Raw genomic sequence first — 15997 nt, 5'->3', positions numbered from 1 at the left:
CCGTCATGCCTAGGTTCGAATCCTAGTACCCCAGCCATTTCCGAGCCATTAGCTCAGTCGGTAGAGCATCTGACTTTTAATCAGAGGGTCGAAGGTTCGAGTCCTTCATGGCTCACCATTTAAATAAAGCATTATATACATATTTAAGCACATATTGCGGAAGTAGTTCAGTGGTAGAACACCACCTTGCCAAGGTGGGGGTCGCGGGTTCGAACCCCGTCTTCCGCTCCAACATGTGCCGGGGTGGCGGAACTGGCAGACGCACAGGACTTAAAATCCTGCGGTAGGTGACTACCGTACCGGTTCGATTCCGGTCCTCGGCACCAGTTTAGTATTTATAATTAAGTAAACTAAAATACTAATTTTTATTTATTTGGGGCCTTAGCTCAGCTGGGAGAGCGCCTGCCTTGCACGCAGGAGGTCAGCGGTTCGATCCCGCTAGGCTCCACCAAATATTATTTAAACATTTTGGCGGCGTAGCTCAGCTGGCTAGAGCGTACGGTTCATACCCGTAAGGTCGGGGGTTCGATCCCCTCTGCCGCCATTATATAAATGGTCCCGTGGTGTAGCGGTTAACATGCCTGCCTGTCACGCAGGAGATCGCCGGTTCGATCCCGGTCGGGACCGCCATTTATATGGGTCAGTAGCTCAGTTGGTAGAGCATTAGATTGAAGCTCTAAGTGTCGGCGGTTCGATTCCGTCCTGACCCACCATATATATTATTCCGAAGTAGCTCAGTGGTAGAGCAACCGGCTGTTAACCGGTTGGTCGTAGGTTCGAGTCCTACCTTCGGAGCCATGGCCCGTTGGTCAAGTGGTTAAGACACCGCCCTTTCACGGCGGTAACACGGGTTCGAATCCCGTACGGGTCATCTTAATAAGTATTAATAAAATAAGCAGAGAAAATATTACATTTTCTCTGCTTATTTTATTTTTCCTTTAAAAGGAATGAGAGAATATGATATGTAGAGCAGGGAGACGAAGGAGTAGCTAACGCTTATGGAAAGAGTTAGAGTGTAATAGTACAGGTGGTCCTGATTCGTTAGGAATAAAGGGTGCGGTATAAAATAGGACCATTATAATATGAAAGGATTGTCCTATTAGCTTGTGCTAATAAAACAACCCTTTTTTGATTACGCTAGATTTCCCTTTTAGTGTTACAACTTAAATTGCTCAACAACAGATTGTAAGTGATTAGCTGTTTCATTTAATTGATAAGCATTTTGTGTTGCGGTTTCCATTGAACTTGTTACTTCTTCGATAGTTGCAGCTGTTTGTTGTGAGCTTGCAGCAGATTGTTCAGATACGGCAGCAATATTTTCAATCGCACTATCAATTTGGTTCGTGTTACTTGCGATATGCTGTAAGTTTTCTGTGACCGTTCGAATATTTGAGACCATTTCTAAAACAGCGACAGAAATATTACGATATGTTTCATTCGAAATATGGGTATGTTGAGACCCTTTTTTTACTTCCTCATAACCTTCTAGTAAAGAGTGGGTTACAATTTGAGTTTCATTTTGGATAGCGTGTACGATTGTAGAAATGTTTGACACAGAATGGCTTACTTGTTCAGCTAATTTCCGTACTTCATCGGCTACAACAGCAAATCCTTTCCCTTGTTCACCAGCACGTGCGGCTTCTATGGCGGCATTCAATGCTAATAGATTCGTCTGGTCTGCAATTTCCGTAATCACTTGTACGAGTTGTGTAATTTCACGTGTCTGGCTATTTAATCCTTCAACACGTTCAACAGCTTGTTTTACAATCCCATCAATTTTTTGCATTTGCTGTTCCGTAGCGTTCATTAAATTTTGTCCGTCATTTGTCATGGTTTGTACACTTTCTGAATGACTTAGTACTTTTAAGCTATTTTGGTTCGCGCTATCTACATTGTGTGAAAATGCTTGCATCGTTGTTCGTAAATCACTTGCGGCTGTAGCTTGAACATCTGTGCCGTTTGCAATTTGTTCGATTGCAGCTGATGTTTGCATCATACCACTTGTTATTTCAGAGGCAGATACGTTTAAGTTCTTACTGCTTTCAGTAACAGCTGTTGCACCTTCTTGGACTTTAATAATGATTTGTTGTAATTGCGCATTCATTTTGTTTGTAGAAATCGTCAAACGCGCTAATTCATCATTTGTCGTAACGTCTAAAGGGGGATGATTGAGTTCACCATTTGCAATGCTTTCCATTCGATTTGTTAAAAGAGCAATCGGTTTAGAGATTAACCGTGAAAGATACAGTGCAAGTACAATAGCTATAATGGTCATGCTATACGAAATGATCTGTAGGACAGTTTTGGTTGAACTTGTATCTTTTGATACAGAGCGACCTTTTTCTTCAATCTCCAAAGCTTTTGATTGTGCAAATAGTTGGTATTCATTACGAATTGTAGTCCCTTGCTCCTCAAGTGTAGCTAATAATGCAGTAGCATTCGTTATATTTCCTTGATCAAAAAGTAAAAAAAGTTCTTTTTGGATGGTTGTGCTCCATTTCTTTTCCGCTGTAACGATTTGTTGAACTGCTTGGACATTAGCATATTGCTCTATTTCCTTTTGAATAGTAGAAGCTTGGTCAGTATGGCTATTAAATGTTTCTTTGTAAGTTGGGTCACCCATTAAAATATAGTTCCTCGCCGCAGCTAAGCGAGAGTCAATAGATTGTGATAATTGGTATCCTATAGATAGTATTTTCGTATCATCAGTAATAATTTTTTCTGTATTTTCCATAAATTTTTCATTTTGAAAATAACTATAAGAGCTGTATATCCACGTACATAGTAAAAAAACAAGAAAACTTAAAATAATTTTCACTTTAATAGATTTTGCGTTTCTAATCATTGAAATCCCCTCTCTATTTGTTCTCTATTTGAGTAGATAACATGGTAAAATACATATCATTGAATGATAATTCCATTATAACATGTATTTTTTGGAATATTTTCATTTTTCTTTATAAAAAGTAAATTCAATAAAAAGGCGGTCGCAATAAAATGGATAATATTTCGAAGTGCATGACATTAGTTAAAAGTATTTATGAAAAAATGGATGCGAGTCATGATTTTCAACATATTGAGCGTGTGTATAAAAATGCAGAGATGATTCTTACGACAGAGCCTAGTGCAAATAGTGAATTAGTGCGTTTAGCCGTGCTGTTACATGATGTCAGCGATGCGAAATATACGGAAACGAAAGAAGCGGAAGAGCGAATTTTACATGCACTGGATTTAACAGAAGAGCAACGTGTTTATATTCGGGATATTATTGCTTCCGTCTCATTTAACGGTGGCAATGAATTAGAGGCAAAAACAATTGAGGCAAAGATTGTGCGTGATGCGGACCGTTTAGATGCAATTGGTGCTATTGGGATTGCACGAACATTTGCATATGGTGGAGCAAAAGGACGCAAGCTGTACGACGATGCAGAAGAAGCTCGTACAAATATGTCTATTGAAGAGTATCGTACGAAATCAACAGCATCTGTTACACATTTTTATGAGAAGCTACTATTATTAAAAGACTTAATGGTCACAGCAAAAGGGAAACAAATGGCCAAAGAGCGCCATGCATTTATGGAATCCTTTTTAGAGCAGTTAAAAAATGAAGTAGGAGGGAAAGCCTAAAATAACAGGCTTTCCTTTTATTTTCCTTATTGTGTGATAACTTATAGCGCTTATTTCCTAACATCATGTTGCCTAAGGGTAAAACTTTGCTACTGGAATTCGCATTGAATTAAAATAGTGACAGGGAGGTTGTGTTTCTTATTTTTAATGTACGAACAAATATCAATAATGAGAAATGAAAGATATGCAAAAAGGTGAAAAGATAGAAAAGAAAATTTTATTATTATCATTATGGACCGGCATATTATTTGTTGTGTTTGAATTTTTGATTGCGATTTATACAAGCTCGCAATCTGTATTAATGGATGCAGCATACGACGCTTCCGAATTATTAATGATTGGCTTAACATTATTCCTAATGCCACTGTTCCATCGTCCTATTTCGGAAAAACATCCCTTTGGCTATGCTCAAGTGGAGTCCATTTTAGTAATTATTAAAGGGTTTATGATGATTTCTGTAACGCTTGGTTTATCTGCTAAAAGTGTAGAAGTGGTACTTTCAGGAGGAAATCAAGTTGATGGTGGCTTAATTTCGATTTTCCAGTTTATCATTGCCGTTGCGAGTCTTATTGTATTAGTTGTCATGCAGCGTATGAATCGTTCCCTTTCGTCACCCATTATTACAGCTGAAATTTATGGCTGGAAAATAGATGTTGCGTATAGTTTAGGAATGGGGGTAGCCTTTTTTGCCTCTACGTTTTTTGAAGGAACGAGATTAGATATCCTTTCCCCATATTTTGATCAAATCATTGCGTTATTTATTATTTTATTTATGCTACCAGAGGCAATTAAAATGATATTGAGAGCGATTAAAGATCTATTCCTGTTTTCACCAGAACAAGAAACCATGGATACGATTAAAGACATTTGTAGAGATATTTTAACAGAGAACGGGTTAGAGGCAGTATTTTATGATGTAACACGTACGGGGCGTAGAATGTGGGTAGCGATATATTTTCATGTACAAGAAGAGTTTTTAGAAATTAAAGTGCTACATAAAGCGACTGATGAGGTAAACAAGGCGTTAGCGAAGCAATATGAGCATTGCGTTTGTGAGTTAATTGTCGCGAATGATTCCGATTGATTTGGCCGATTAAATAGATGTAGCGTTAGCGAAAAGACACGATATACTAAGTGACGAAGCATAATTTAGAGATAAAAAGAATGGCTAGGAGGGCTTTTATCAGATGATAGAGCTCTTCTTTTATTTTTTATTTGGACAATTATTTATTTTATCATTATGTATCTACTGCCAAGTGAAGTAGATTTATTAACTAAACTAAAGTTCCTAACTTTCTATTAATAGTTTAGAAGAAGAGAAAGTTATAAATTAAACAATTGTCCATGTTGTTACAAATATCAAATGAAAATCTTATCATTCACCTAAATACATTTACCTTAAATGTAAAATATAGGATAATTTAAGTGAATGGTTTTGATCAATCCCTATATAATTGAAGATACTAATTTTTTAGTGCTAAAGCATTCATTTAAAGGAGTGATTTCATTGAATCAATATGTTTCCCTTAATGCCGGTAATATTTTTGTGTTTAGTGAGGGAAGTGGCCCGCCGGTTGTTCTAATTCATGGAACGGCTTCGTATCATTTTTGTTGGCGAAATGTATATCCGAGTATATCTGAACGTTATAATGTTTACATTCCAGATCTGCTTGGTGCTGGGGAAAGCGATAAACCTATTAATGCTGAATATAGCAAAGAAGCACATGCCGATAGGATGATAGAAACTCTAATGAAACTCAAGGTTTCGCCTGTACATTTAGTAGGGCATTCAATGGGAGGGGAAGTATGTGTTCATATAGCTTTAAAAGCACCAGAACTTGTAAAAAGCCTAACACTTGTGGCTCCTGATGGGTTTCGAAAAGGAGTCAATTCATTTGTCCAGAACTTAGCTAAAAGAGGATGGTTAAATGGGATGTTTAAGCAAATGCTAAAACGTCCACCGAATGCCAAAATGATGGCACGTATGCTAGGGCTTCCACTGGAAAAATTTACCCCAGACTTATTGGAAGGTTGGACGAAACCTTACTCTGATCCTAATATACCTTTTGTAATCACGAAAACACTTGCTGATAATGATACAGGAGTCATTTCACAAAGAGTTGGGGAGTTAAATATGCCGGTATTATTAATCTACGGAACAAATGACAAGCTCGTTCCTCACGATGTTTTTGCGTCTTATGAGGATGCTTTGCCAAATGCGAAAGTAGAAAAGTTTGAAAACTATGGTCATGTATTAATGGAAGAATGTCCAGATAAATTAACCAATTCTATTTTAACATTTATCGATTTTAGTAATGCATAATTAGTTATACATATCGAGATTTAGTGAAATAGAGTGTCTGTTTAAAATAAGAAAGCCTTGCTATGATGATATGTAATTGAACAAACTTTAACAGGTGTGTTCATTATCAAAATATTTCCTATATAGAAGCGTGTTTTTTCGGTAAAATGTGATCAAAAATGACTTGCCAGTTGATTGCAGCAGAATCGGCGAGACTCCTACGGGAATAGCAATGTTTTTCTGCAACGAAAGCGTAGCGACAGGAGCACCGAGGTACGAGCGACGAGGAGGCTGAGGCTATGCCCGTGGAAAGCGAGCCGAATGGAGCGGAAATCAACTTTTTCAAACGATTCTATTAACAATAAAAGGTAAATCAACACGCTTGAAAGTTTAATTAATGATATTTTGAAACTTATCGATATAATTTTAAAGCTACTTAATTATCCCCGTTGTATGGGGATTTAAGTGGCTTGATTTTTTCTATATATAATATTTTATATATTAACTCTCATACACCCGCCTCTAACTACTTCTAAATCCACGCTTATATATGCGCTAATAGACAAAATAGATTATAATAGTAAATAATTAAAACCTTGATACTAAAGGGGTTACATAAAGACTGTTGTATGATCATGTTTTTACAACAGCTAAAAAATGAAAGAGACGGGATTGTATGAGTCATTTAATTGTTAATCATTTAACGAAAACAGTAGGCGATAAAACGCTATTTAAAAATATTGAGTTTACGATTACGGAAGGGGACCGTGCAGGGTTAATCGGGATTAATGGGACAGGTAAATCGACGTTATTATCCATTTTAGCAGGTATGCAAGATGCCGATTCGATGACACTCGATCACCCGAATAAATATCGGATTGCCTATCTAGAGCAGGATCCGATGTTTAAAGAAGGAGAGACGGTACTACAGGCGGTATTTAGCGGGGATGCACCGACACTTCAGTTAAACCGTGAATACGAGGAAGCGGTTGTTGCGCTTAGTCAAAATCCACAATCAGAAAGCTTGCAAAATAAGCTATTCACTTTACAACAAAAAATGGATGCTGAACAGGCATGGGATGTCAATGCTTTAGCAAAACAAGCGCTAACTAAGTTAGGGATCGATATGTTTGATGCTGAAGTGACGAAATTATCCGGTGGGCAACAAAAACGCGTTGCTTTAGCGAAAGTATTAATTGAACCAGCAGACTTGTATTTATTGGACGAGCCGACGAACCACTTAGACATTGAGTCAACGGAATGGTTACAAGAAATGGTGTCTCGTTTAAAAGGCGCGGTTATTTTCATTACCCACGACCGTTACTTTTTAGATGAAATCGCCACACATATTTATGAGCTTGCCGACCAAACGTTATATCGTCATATCGGAAATTATGCAGACTATTTAGAAGCGCGCGCGATACGTGAGGAAATGAATGCGGCCACACAAGCGAAACTACGTAATCGTTATCGTTCCGAGTTGAAATGGATTCGTCGTGGCGCAAAAGCACGTACAACGAAACAAAAAGCACGTATTCAACGTTTTGACGAGTTAGATAAATCGATTGATCGTTCGAATGATGATGCAAATTTAGAACTGGCACTTGCTACAACACGTTTAGGGCGCAAAGTGTTAGAAGCTGAAAACATTTCAAAGGCGTTTGGCGAGCGTGTTATTTTAAAAGATTTTAGCTTCCTGTTACAGCAAGGGGACCGTATCGGCATCATTGGGGCAAACGGATATGGAAAATCGACACTGCTAAATATTTTAGCAGGTGAGCTAGAACCAGATGTAGGTGAAGTATTCGTTGGGTCTACAGTCAAACGATTACACTTCAAACAGGTGCTTCCTAAAATGAATGAAAATGAGCGCATGATTGAATACATTCGCGAGGCATCGAATGATATTACCGATGCAGAAGGCGTACGCTATTCAGCGGCACAAATGCTCGAGCGCTTTTTATTCCCGCTACATACACATGGTACACCGATTAGCAAATTATCGGGTGGTGAACGCAAACGCCTTCATTTACTGCGGTTGTTAATGGAGCAGCCAAACGTATTACTACTAGACGAGCCAACAAACGATCTAGATATTGAAACACTCGGTGTATTAGAAGACTTTATTGAACATTTCCCAGGTGTTGTCATAACGATTTCCCACGACCGCTTCTTCCTCGATCGTATTGCGAAAAAGCTATGGATTTTAGACGGCAAAGGCCGTGTTGAAGAAAGCCTAGATGTTTACACAGACTATTTAATGAAAAAAGCGGAGCAAGACAAGCTTGAAGTAAAAGAAATGAAGCAAGAAAAACCGAAGCAAGAAAAGCCAAAACAAGAGAAGAAAAAGTTAAGCTTTAAAGAGCAAAAAGAATGGGAAACGATTGCAGATACAATCGCTAATGTAGAAGAAGAAATTATGCAAACAGAAGAAGGCATTTCTACAGCAGGCGCGGACTTTACGAAATTGCAAGAACTAACAGCAAAACTCGATGAATTAAACGCCCAATATGAATATTTAATTGAACGTTGGAGCTACTTAGAAGAAATCGTCAACGGATAAGGAGAGAGTAAGATGAAAATTATCACGATTGAACCAACACCGAGTCCTAATTCCATGAAAATTGTCATTGATCAAGATTTACCTTTTGGCAAAAGCTATAACTATACAAAAGAAACAAGTGCAGGGGCACCTGCTGAAATCCAAGCTATTTTTCAAGTAGAAGGTGTAAAAGGTGTTTATCATGTCGCTAACTTCCTAGCAGTCGAACGAAATGCAAAATTTGCATGGGAACAGATTTTATCAGGTATACGTGTAGCGTTAGGGGAGACCGATGTAAATACTGAAACAGGTGCAACAGTAAACGATCATTTTGGTGAAGTATATGTACATGTCCAAGTATATAAAGGGATTCCGCTTCAAATTAAAGTGTTTGATAATGAGTCAGAAAGCCGTATTGCAACAGGCGAGCGTTTTACAGAAGCGTTTCATGCAATCAATGTAAAACCAGCAGATGAAAACTATATTTATCAACGTAAATGGATTGATTACGGTGTTCGCTATGGGGAAAAAGCAGACATTGCACAAGCCGTTTTACAGGAAGTACATGCGACCTATCCAGAAGAGCGTGTAAAATCGATTGTGGAAGCAACGAACGCAAGCCAAAAAGTACAATCACTAGAAAAACAACAAGTGACGGCAGAATTATTTACATCACAGGCTGATTGGCAACAGCGTTTCCAGTTGCTTGACCAAATGCCAGATCCAGAGGTAGCAGATATCCCGTTATTAACACTCGCTTTAGAGGACGAGCAAATGGCGATTCGTCGTTTAGCTACCGTATATCTGGGGATGATTGAAGATGTAGCGGTCGTGCCAGCTTTAACGAAAGCACTACAAGATAAAAGTGCAGCTGTTCGCCGTACAGCAGGTGACTGTATGAGTGACCTTGGTTTCGAACAATTTGAGCCAGCAATGATTGAAGCATTACAAGATAAAAATAAACTAGTTCGTTGGCGTGCAGCGATGTATTTATACGAAAGTGGCACGGAAGCTTGTTTACCAGCGCTACAGGAAGCAGAAAATGATGCGGAATTTGAGGTAAAGTTACAAGTGAAAATGGCCATTGCTCGTATCCAACAAGGCGAAGAAGCAAAGGGCTCTGTTTGGAAGCAAATGACGGATGCACGTTTATAAAGTAGTGAAAAATATGACAAAAGCTTGATGGACCCCATCAAGCTTTTTGTGCACATAAGAAAATACAGCGTCTCCGACTATTTTAGGTGAGACGCATTTTTAAATTATTTAGTAAAGAAAATCGCAATCGTGCCTAAGCCGACATGTGAACCGATGACTGCACCGATTGTTGTGACCTCAATCGACTTTGGCTGTAATCGCTCTTCAATGACACGTTTAACATCTGCTAGCAGCTGTTCATCGTTGCTATGGGATAAGCCAACGACTTTATTTGAAAAATCACCGCCACGCTCTACCATCAAATCAATCATACGATTAATCGCCTTTTTATGTCCGCGTACTTTTTCTAATGGAATGAGCTTTCCGTCTTCTACGTTTAAAATCGGTTTAATGCTCAGTAAGCCACCAACAAAGGCACTCGTTTTAGAGACCCGACCGCCTTTTGCGAGATAGTCTAAATCGGCTACTGTAAATAAATGTTCAATCGAATGAGTATACGTAGAAATACTTGTTACGATTTCATCGAACGATTTTTCGGCGTCCCGTAGTCTCACCGCTTCTGTCACAACAAACCCATGTCCTAGCGAAGCACATTTCGTATCAATAATCGCTAATTTTAAGTTTGGATATGTTTCTAATAACTCATTTCGTATCATCATCGCTGTTTGACATGTACCTGATAATTGTGAAGAAAAGGCAATGTAAATGGCTTCTTCATTGTTTTGAGCGATTTGTTCAAATGCTTCGTAAAACACTTCGGGAGACACTTGTGATGTTTTAGGCTGTGCACCAGCCGCAATGGCTTTATAAATCTCTGCAGGTTCGATTCCGTATACATCATCATATTCTTGTCCATTTAGGTGGACACGTAACGGAAATAGTGTGACGTTTTGTTCTTCATAAAAGCTTTTTGGTAGGTCACATCCGCTATCAGTGAAAATTTTCAAATCCATCGCCTCCTATATGTATACTATTCATTGTAAAAAATATAAACGAGATGTCAATTTACATGTATCATTTATGCTGGAAATTATGCCTTTCTATCTATATGAAATAATGTAATCAAGTAGAATTGAATAATAGTAAAAATAATGAAACTATTCCTATATCTATCCCGTCTAAGCGGTGAGAAAAGAGGTGAGGGTGTGCTTTCAAATCGAGAAATGAATGATGTCATGGATACATACAGCGGGTACTTATTGCAGATTAGTTATATGTACGTTAAAAATTGGGCGACAGCGGAAGATTTAGTACAAGAGAGCTTTATTAAATACTTCAAAGCGGCCAATCAATTTCGAGAAGAAGCATCGATTAAAACATATTTAACGCGCATTACGATTAATACATGCCACGACTATTTACGTAGCTGGAAAAATAAAAAGCAAATTTTTTCAAGAGCTTTATTAAAGCGACTGCCAGACCAAGAAAAAGGGATCGAAGCGAGGATTATTGCCTCTATTGAACAAACAGAACTGACAAAGCATGTGTTACGATTACCTGTCATGTATAGGGAAGTCATACTACTGTTTTATTATGAAGAATTTACGACAGCGGTCATGGCGGAGCTTTTGGGGGTGTCTGAAAATACGGTCAAAACAAGGCTGAGGCGAGCGCGCGGCATGTTAAAGGAACGACTAGACGATACAGAGTGGGAGGTACTTTCACATGAATAAGTTTAAAGGCGAGCAACGGCAAATTTTTGGGCAGTTACGTTTATCAGACGAGCGAAAAGAGAGGGTCATACAAGCTGTGCCGAAAAAGAGGCGAAATTGGATGCCATCACTCATTGTTGCAAGTATTGCCGCGATTTGCTTATTTTTTGCGATCAACGGATTCCAGTCGAATGATAATTTTACAAAAGCAAGTGCTATTGACGAATATGAACAATTTTTAAAGGAACAGCGCAATCATATGGAAGTGGATATAAAACATGTTGAGCTCCCATTTGAACGAAATAATGATGCGATTATTATCGGGATTTATGAGCAAGAGGAGGGGGATGTTTACTATTTTCAACATATGACGTTTGAAAATGGGAAGTGGACATTCGGCTTATCCGGTGCTGTTGGTTTTCGAGGGACAAGGGAAGTAGATGAGGAGCGCCTAGGTGCTAGGTATACGGATTATATGCAGGAAAGGAACGTTATGTTGGCTGGTGTTTTAGGGAATGGTGTAGAATCGATATTCGTCGGAGATCAGGAAGTGAAGACGTATACTATTGATGGCGACCGTGTATGGGTGACGTTTGCCAACTCCCGCGGAACACCTGTTTATACTGTAAAGAATGGCGAGAAAAAGCGTATTACGCAGTATAACTTTAGTGAAGCCTCACTGGAGCCACCTATTGTTTATGCCCTCGTAGGAGATGACTATGCCCTCCGTTATACGAAAGATACAATGCATGTATATGGTGAAGAATATACGGAGTTTGATATTGTCATTGATCCAGATTATTACACAAAAAATCCGATAAACTATCCAGATGTCGTGTTAGTTGAAGGCGCAGATGGTCCGGAAGTTGTTCGTATTCAAGCGACAAATGATATGAGTTCCCATGAGGTTTCAATTAAGGTACAGGAAAGCTCAATAATAATGAATGATATGGGGATTCTTGAACCGTATGGCTGGGCTAGAGCTAAAGGAGATGTAGACTACCAAGTTGATCAATCGATTGATTACGGTGTCATGGGGGAAGATGAATTATTCGTCTATCCAGATAACTGGCTCAGCGATGGGGTGCGTGGTTATATTCAGAAAGATCGAATTTTAGGTAAAGTACTTGGCTATTCCATTGCTAGTGTCGATGAGAAATGGTCAGCTGCAGAAGTAGAAGTGTATAAAAAGGTGAAACAAGAAGGAGCGGCGATTTTAGCAGACGCTTCCCCGCAAGAAGTAGCGAGAATTCAACTATATGCATTGCTACAGGCAGATTATCAAACCGCTCATTTATTAACGGAAGGCATTTCGTATGAGCATATGGTGAATTATTTTAATGAAATTAAGCATGAGAATTTAAACTCGTTTATTCGCTATTACGCATATATGATCAGAAAATCGACGTTCAATGAAGATAGTAGCCTATTAATCGTAAAAAGTAATACGAGTGACGAGGAGCTATTTACTTGGGAAATGGTGCGAAATGATGGCTGGAAAGTGAAGTTTAAATCGACTGTATTTTAGATGACTTTTATAATAACGCGGAGAAGGCGGTTCTTCTCGGCGTTATTTTTTAGTAAATGACTTGAAATGTACCGTGTGTATAAAGTGGTAGCGGTGAATGCTGTTTGACGAAGTTTCTGATGATTTCAGGAACGATTTCTGTTGTTTCAAATAGAACGGGTTTTTCACGAAACATTGAAAATTCGGTTCCGGTCGCGCGGTAGCTATTCATCACGACTTTAAATGCCATGTCTTTCGTGATTGGCTGTCCTTTATACGAAAACTTCGTTACACGCTCCCCGACAGGTTGATTAATGGCAAGCTCATAGTCAAGCCCTCCCCAGAAATCATACACATATGGCTGAATCGTATGCGGGTAAACGTTTAAGCTAAAGTCGATTTCACCTTGTGTATTTACCGCAAAAACAGCCGCGCATTGCTCGAGTGCCTCTTTAATATCAGCCCCTGTTAACTGCAATACTTTTAACGTATTCGCGCGTGAATAATTTTTTAGTATATCTTCGTTCGTAATAGCCCCAGTAAAGCCTCCTTTTTCATGATAGAACAACTCCACGACAGAAAGGTCAGCCCCAGTTGTAGAAAGCTGGATTTCATGTAGTAAATCCACATAAGGAATGTTATGTAATTGTGATGAAAGGTAGCCTTCGTATGTAAAATCTTCTTCGGTAAAGCCGATTGTTTGAGAAAGCCAGTTACGGATAGGCGCTGGATAAGATACTGATAGATGCTCTACATAGTGTAACTGCACTTCATGTTGATGCCCCAGGATGTCATAGTGAATCATTCCGAAACAGCGTCCATTAGCCCCTGGTTGTAGCACAGGAATCCCGTTTACAATAGTGTGGATTTCTAAATGTTGATGTCCTGTAATCAGTACATCGACCCCGGGGATCGTAAGCATTTGATTGGCCTCATTTTCCCCTGTATCCGCTGCGTATAACCAATTCGTTTCTGGGTCACGTGTAAAGCCACCATGATAGCTTAGTATGATGATATCCGCTTGCTCCATTTCTTTTACATAATGAACCCAGTAGCATGCCGCTGAATACGCGTTTGAAAATGTGAGTTCCTGTGTATAGTGCTGCTCATCCCAAAGTGGGGTGAAATGTGTAACAACCCCAACGATGGCCACTTTTTTCCCTTTTACATGTTTTACTATATACGGTTTTGCAAAGTCCCCGATGTTACCTGCAATCCAAGGGAAATGACATTGATTGCGCATCTCCTGAATAGAGCTAATCGGATAATTAAATTCATGATTGCCAAAGATGGCGGCGTCATAGCTGAGTTTATTGGCAAGTGCCAGCATCGGGTGAGGCGCTGGTTGAATCCAGTCATAATAATAGGTCGTTAAGCTTCCGATTAAGAAGTCCCCATTATCGATCAGAATGTCTGGTTGAATGTGCTCGATTTCTTTTGCTATCTGTTCCAAACGATCTAAGCGACCGTGTACATCACTTGTCACACAAATAGTAATCACGATAAATACTCCTAGCTTTTTTTACTATCGTATCATGGGAGGGGGATTTAACATAGTGGTGATCGTGTTTGTTTAAAATGCACGGAACTGCATTAATGTTATGTAGTTCCGTGCGCAAACTGATATTAAACAGCTATTTCTTTATGCTTTGTGTAGAAACGTAATCCGACTAAACAAATGAAAATGTAGAGCGTAAGTAACCCAGCATGTTGGAAAAAGGATTGTGATTCAGAAATCGTTAAAAGGTTCAGTGGAATAAAATCTTTTATATATAGATTTTGGCTGAAAATACTCGATACAATGGCTAAACCAACTGTAGTAAATAGCACGCCGATGACGCCAAAACGCAGACTAATAACCGCTGTTAAAGAAATAAACATCATGCCACATAAAATAACGACAGCTACTTGCTGAATTATTGTGAGCCAAGTATGTCCATTTAGCGCAAAAGAAAGGTGAGCGGGCTGTAACAATTCATAAATGCCCATCATTGTGGCGATTGTACAAATGATAATGAGTGTAAAGCTAAATGTGACAACAGCGACTTTGGCGAAAATATACGTCCATTTGTTGCGTGTAGATAATACATAACAAGTCATATAACGCTGATCGGCTTCTTTGCCGAATGTTTGCCAACATAATAGGGCAAGGACTACCGCAACTAAACCGACTTGGTGGGCTAAAATAATTATAGAGGTCATGATTTCATCATAAGTAACGTTTTCTGAACCTTCAATTCGTACAATAGCCCCTTCATTACATAACTGATAGCTGAGAAAAGCCATAATCCCATTGAGAATAAACCAAGCTAAATAAAAATATGGTTGTAAAAATTGTTTCCTCAGTTCTACTTTTATTTCACGCATTGTGCCACCTCATTTTCTTCAAATAATGCTTTTAAATTAACATTTGGTCCATTCGGGATATCGTGTAAAACTTTTCCATCATGTAAGAAAAGGATTCGTTCTGTTATAGTTTCTATTTCAGCTAACTGATGGCTAGATAGCAAAATCGTAATCCCTTGTGTAGCTAACTGTTGAAGAAGTTGCTGTAAATCGCGAATGCCAATCGGATCTAAGCCAACAAAAGGCTCATCTAGCATAAGAAAGCGCGGGTTCCCAATCAGCGCTGCAGCTAATCCGAGCCGCTGTTTCATGCCGAATGAATAATGTTTTACTTTTTTCCCTCCAGCTTGTGCTAGTCCACACGTCACAAGTAATGCTTGAAGGTCAGTTGTGTGATCATTTTTTAGACAAGCAATTTGTTTTAAAAATTCAATACCTGTTACATGTAACGGGATAGAAGGCTCCAATAAAATACCTACTTGATTGTATAAATGTCCCCATTCAGTAAATGGTTCATGGTGTAATAAAGATACTTTTCCTTCTGTTGCTTTATAAAGCCCTGCAATCACCTTCATACATGTACTTTTTCCAGCGCCATTTGCTCCTAGTAGTCCGACAATTTCACCTGAGTGTAATGAAAAAGAAATACCTTGTAATACTTGTTTCCCTCTGAAATGTTTTGACATATTTTCGATTGAAAGTATGTTTTCCACTTAAACTCCTCCTTTGTATTGAAATTATCCGGATACTGCTACTATAAAATGGTTTTTAAATTAAATCAATAAATTTTTAATGATAAACGTTAAATAATTATTGAAAAGGATTAAGATAAAGGGTATCCTATTAGTAGGAAGGGGAGAGCTGAA

General features: G+C 38.7%; 12 protein-coding genes and 9 tRNA genes. 16 read left to right on the top strand and 5 right to left on the bottom strand.

Annotation, left to right across the window (positions count from 1 at the left end):
• Positions 1 to 42 precede the first annotated feature (42 nt).
• From AAGS61_RS09025 to AAGS61_RS08985, 9 genes are all read left to right on the top strand, one after another.
• Positions 43 to 118 (top strand) — tRNA-Lys (locus AAGS61_RS09025).
• A 38-nt stretch (positions 119 to 156) separates the two neighbouring features.
• A tRNA-Gly gene (locus AAGS61_RS09020) sits at positions 157 to 231 on the top strand.
• Positions 232 to 237: 6 nt separating this feature from the next.
• Positions 238 to 326, top strand: a tRNA-Leu gene (locus AAGS61_RS09015).
• A 49-nt stretch (positions 327 to 375) separates the two neighbouring features.
• Positions 376 to 451 (top strand) — tRNA-Ala (locus tag AAGS61_RS09010).
• A gap of 19 nt (positions 452 to 470) precedes the next feature.
• Positions 471 to 544, top strand: a tRNA-Met gene (locus tag AAGS61_RS09005).
• A 10-nt stretch (positions 545 to 554) separates the two neighbouring features.
• Positions 555 to 630 (top strand) — tRNA-Asp (locus AAGS61_RS09000).
• A gap of 7 nt (positions 631 to 637) precedes the next feature.
• Positions 638 to 713: transfer RNA gene (locus AAGS61_RS08995), tRNA-Phe, on the top strand.
• A 10-nt stretch (positions 714 to 723) separates the two neighbouring features.
• Positions 724 to 798 (top strand) — tRNA-Asn (locus AAGS61_RS08990).
• 1 nt (position 799) lies between these two features.
• Positions 800 to 871: transfer RNA gene (locus tag AAGS61_RS08985), tRNA-Glu, on the top strand.
• A 285-nt stretch (positions 872 to 1156) separates the two neighbouring features.
• Here the strand turns inward: AAGS61_RS08985 and AAGS61_RS08980 are convergent.
• On the bottom strand, positions 1157 to 2845 hold the full coding sequence (locus tag AAGS61_RS08980) for a methyl-accepting chemotaxis protein (RefSeq protein WP_391370338.1): 1689 nt from the start codon (positions 2843 to 2845) through the stop codon (positions 1157 to 1159).
• Between the two features lie 152 nt (positions 2846 to 2997).
• On the opposite strand from AAGS61_RS08980, the gene AAGS61_RS08975 reads away from it, so the two are divergent.
• The 5 genes from AAGS61_RS08975 (at position 2998) to AAGS61_RS08955 (ending at position 9626) form a co-directional block, all read left to right on the top strand.
• Entirely contained in the window at positions 2998 to 3627 is a 630-nt protein-coding gene (locus AAGS61_RS08975; protein ID WP_391370335.1) for an HD domain-containing protein, read from the top strand.
• 184 nt (positions 3628 to 3811) lie between these two features.
• Entirely contained in the window at positions 3812 to 4711 is a 900-nt protein-coding gene (locus AAGS61_RS08970) for a cation transporter (protein WP_391370332.1), read from the top strand.
• A 423-nt stretch (positions 4712 to 5134) separates the two neighbouring features.
• On the top strand, positions 5135 to 5950 hold the full coding sequence (locus AAGS61_RS08965) for an alpha/beta fold hydrolase (protein WP_391370330.1): 816 nt from the start codon (positions 5135 to 5137) through the stop codon (positions 5948 to 5950).
• 655 nt (positions 5951 to 6605) lie between these two features.
• Positions 6606 to 8492, top strand: a complete 1887-nt coding sequence (locus AAGS61_RS08960) for an ABC-F family ATP-binding cassette domain-containing protein (protein ID WP_391370327.1) — start codon at positions 6606 to 6608, stop codon at positions 8490 to 8492.
• 12 nt (positions 8493 to 8504) lie between these two features.
• On the top strand, positions 8505 to 9626 hold the full coding sequence (locus tag AAGS61_RS08955) for a conserved virulence factor C family protein (RefSeq protein ID WP_391370324.1): 1122 nt from the start codon (positions 8505 to 8507) through the stop codon (positions 9624 to 9626).
• Positions 9627 to 9730: 104 nt separating this feature from the next.
• Here the strand turns inward: AAGS61_RS08955 and AAGS61_RS08950 are convergent, their stop codons facing one another.
• Positions 9731 to 10573: a DegV family protein gene (locus AAGS61_RS08950; RefSeq protein ID WP_391370322.1), complete on the bottom strand. Its 843-nt coding sequence runs from the start codon at positions 10571 to 10573 to the stop codon at positions 9731 to 9733.
• Between the two features lie 198 nt (positions 10574 to 10771).
• Here AAGS61_RS08950 and AAGS61_RS08945 point away from each other — a divergent pair, with 198 nt between their 5' ends.
• The gene (locus AAGS61_RS08945; RefSeq protein WP_391370320.1) at positions 10772 to 11299 is read left to right on the top strand and encodes a sigma-70 family RNA polymerase sigma factor; all 528 of its coding nucleotides are present in this window, start codon (positions 10772 to 10774) and stop codon (positions 11297 to 11299) included.
• Positions 11292 to 12806 (top strand): hypothetical protein, encoded by a 1515-nt coding sequence (locus AAGS61_RS08940; protein ID WP_391370317.1) that lies wholly within the window; start codon positions 11292 to 11294, stop codon positions 12804 to 12806. Before AAGS61_RS08945 ends, AAGS61_RS08940 begins: the two co-directional genes overlap by 8 nt.
• Positions 12807 to 12855: 49 nt before the next feature.
• Here AAGS61_RS08940 and AAGS61_RS08935 read toward each other — a convergent pair whose 3' ends face one another.
• The 3 genes from AAGS61_RS08935 to AAGS61_RS08925 form a co-directional block, all read right to left on the bottom strand.
• Positions 12856 to 14286, bottom strand: coding sequence for a bifunctional metallophosphatase/5'-nucleotidase (locus tag AAGS61_RS08935; protein ID WP_391370315.1), 1431 nt, complete (start codon positions 14284 to 14286; stop codon positions 12856 to 12858).
• 125 nt (positions 14287 to 14411) lie between these two features.
• Positions 14412 to 15152: a hypothetical protein gene (locus AAGS61_RS08930; protein ID WP_391370312.1), complete on the bottom strand. Its 741-nt coding sequence runs from the start codon at positions 15150 to 15152 to the stop codon at positions 14412 to 14414.
• A complete protein-coding gene (locus tag AAGS61_RS08925; protein WP_391370309.1) occupies positions 15140 to 15844 on the bottom strand; it encodes an ABC transporter ATP-binding protein in 705 nt (234 codons plus the stop codon). Before AAGS61_RS08925 ends, AAGS61_RS08930 begins: the two co-directional genes overlap by 13 nt.
• Positions 15845 to 15997: the final 153 nt, after the last annotated feature.

Origin of the sequence: Lysinibacillus sp. KU-BSD001 (assembly GCF_042920265.1) — a bacterium.
Classification (GTDB): Bacteria; Bacillota; Bacilli; order Bacillales_A; family Planococcaceae; genus Lysinibacillus_B.
Note: the sequence above shows the minus strand (reverse complement) of the source record. Positions and strands in the feature narration are given on the sequence as shown.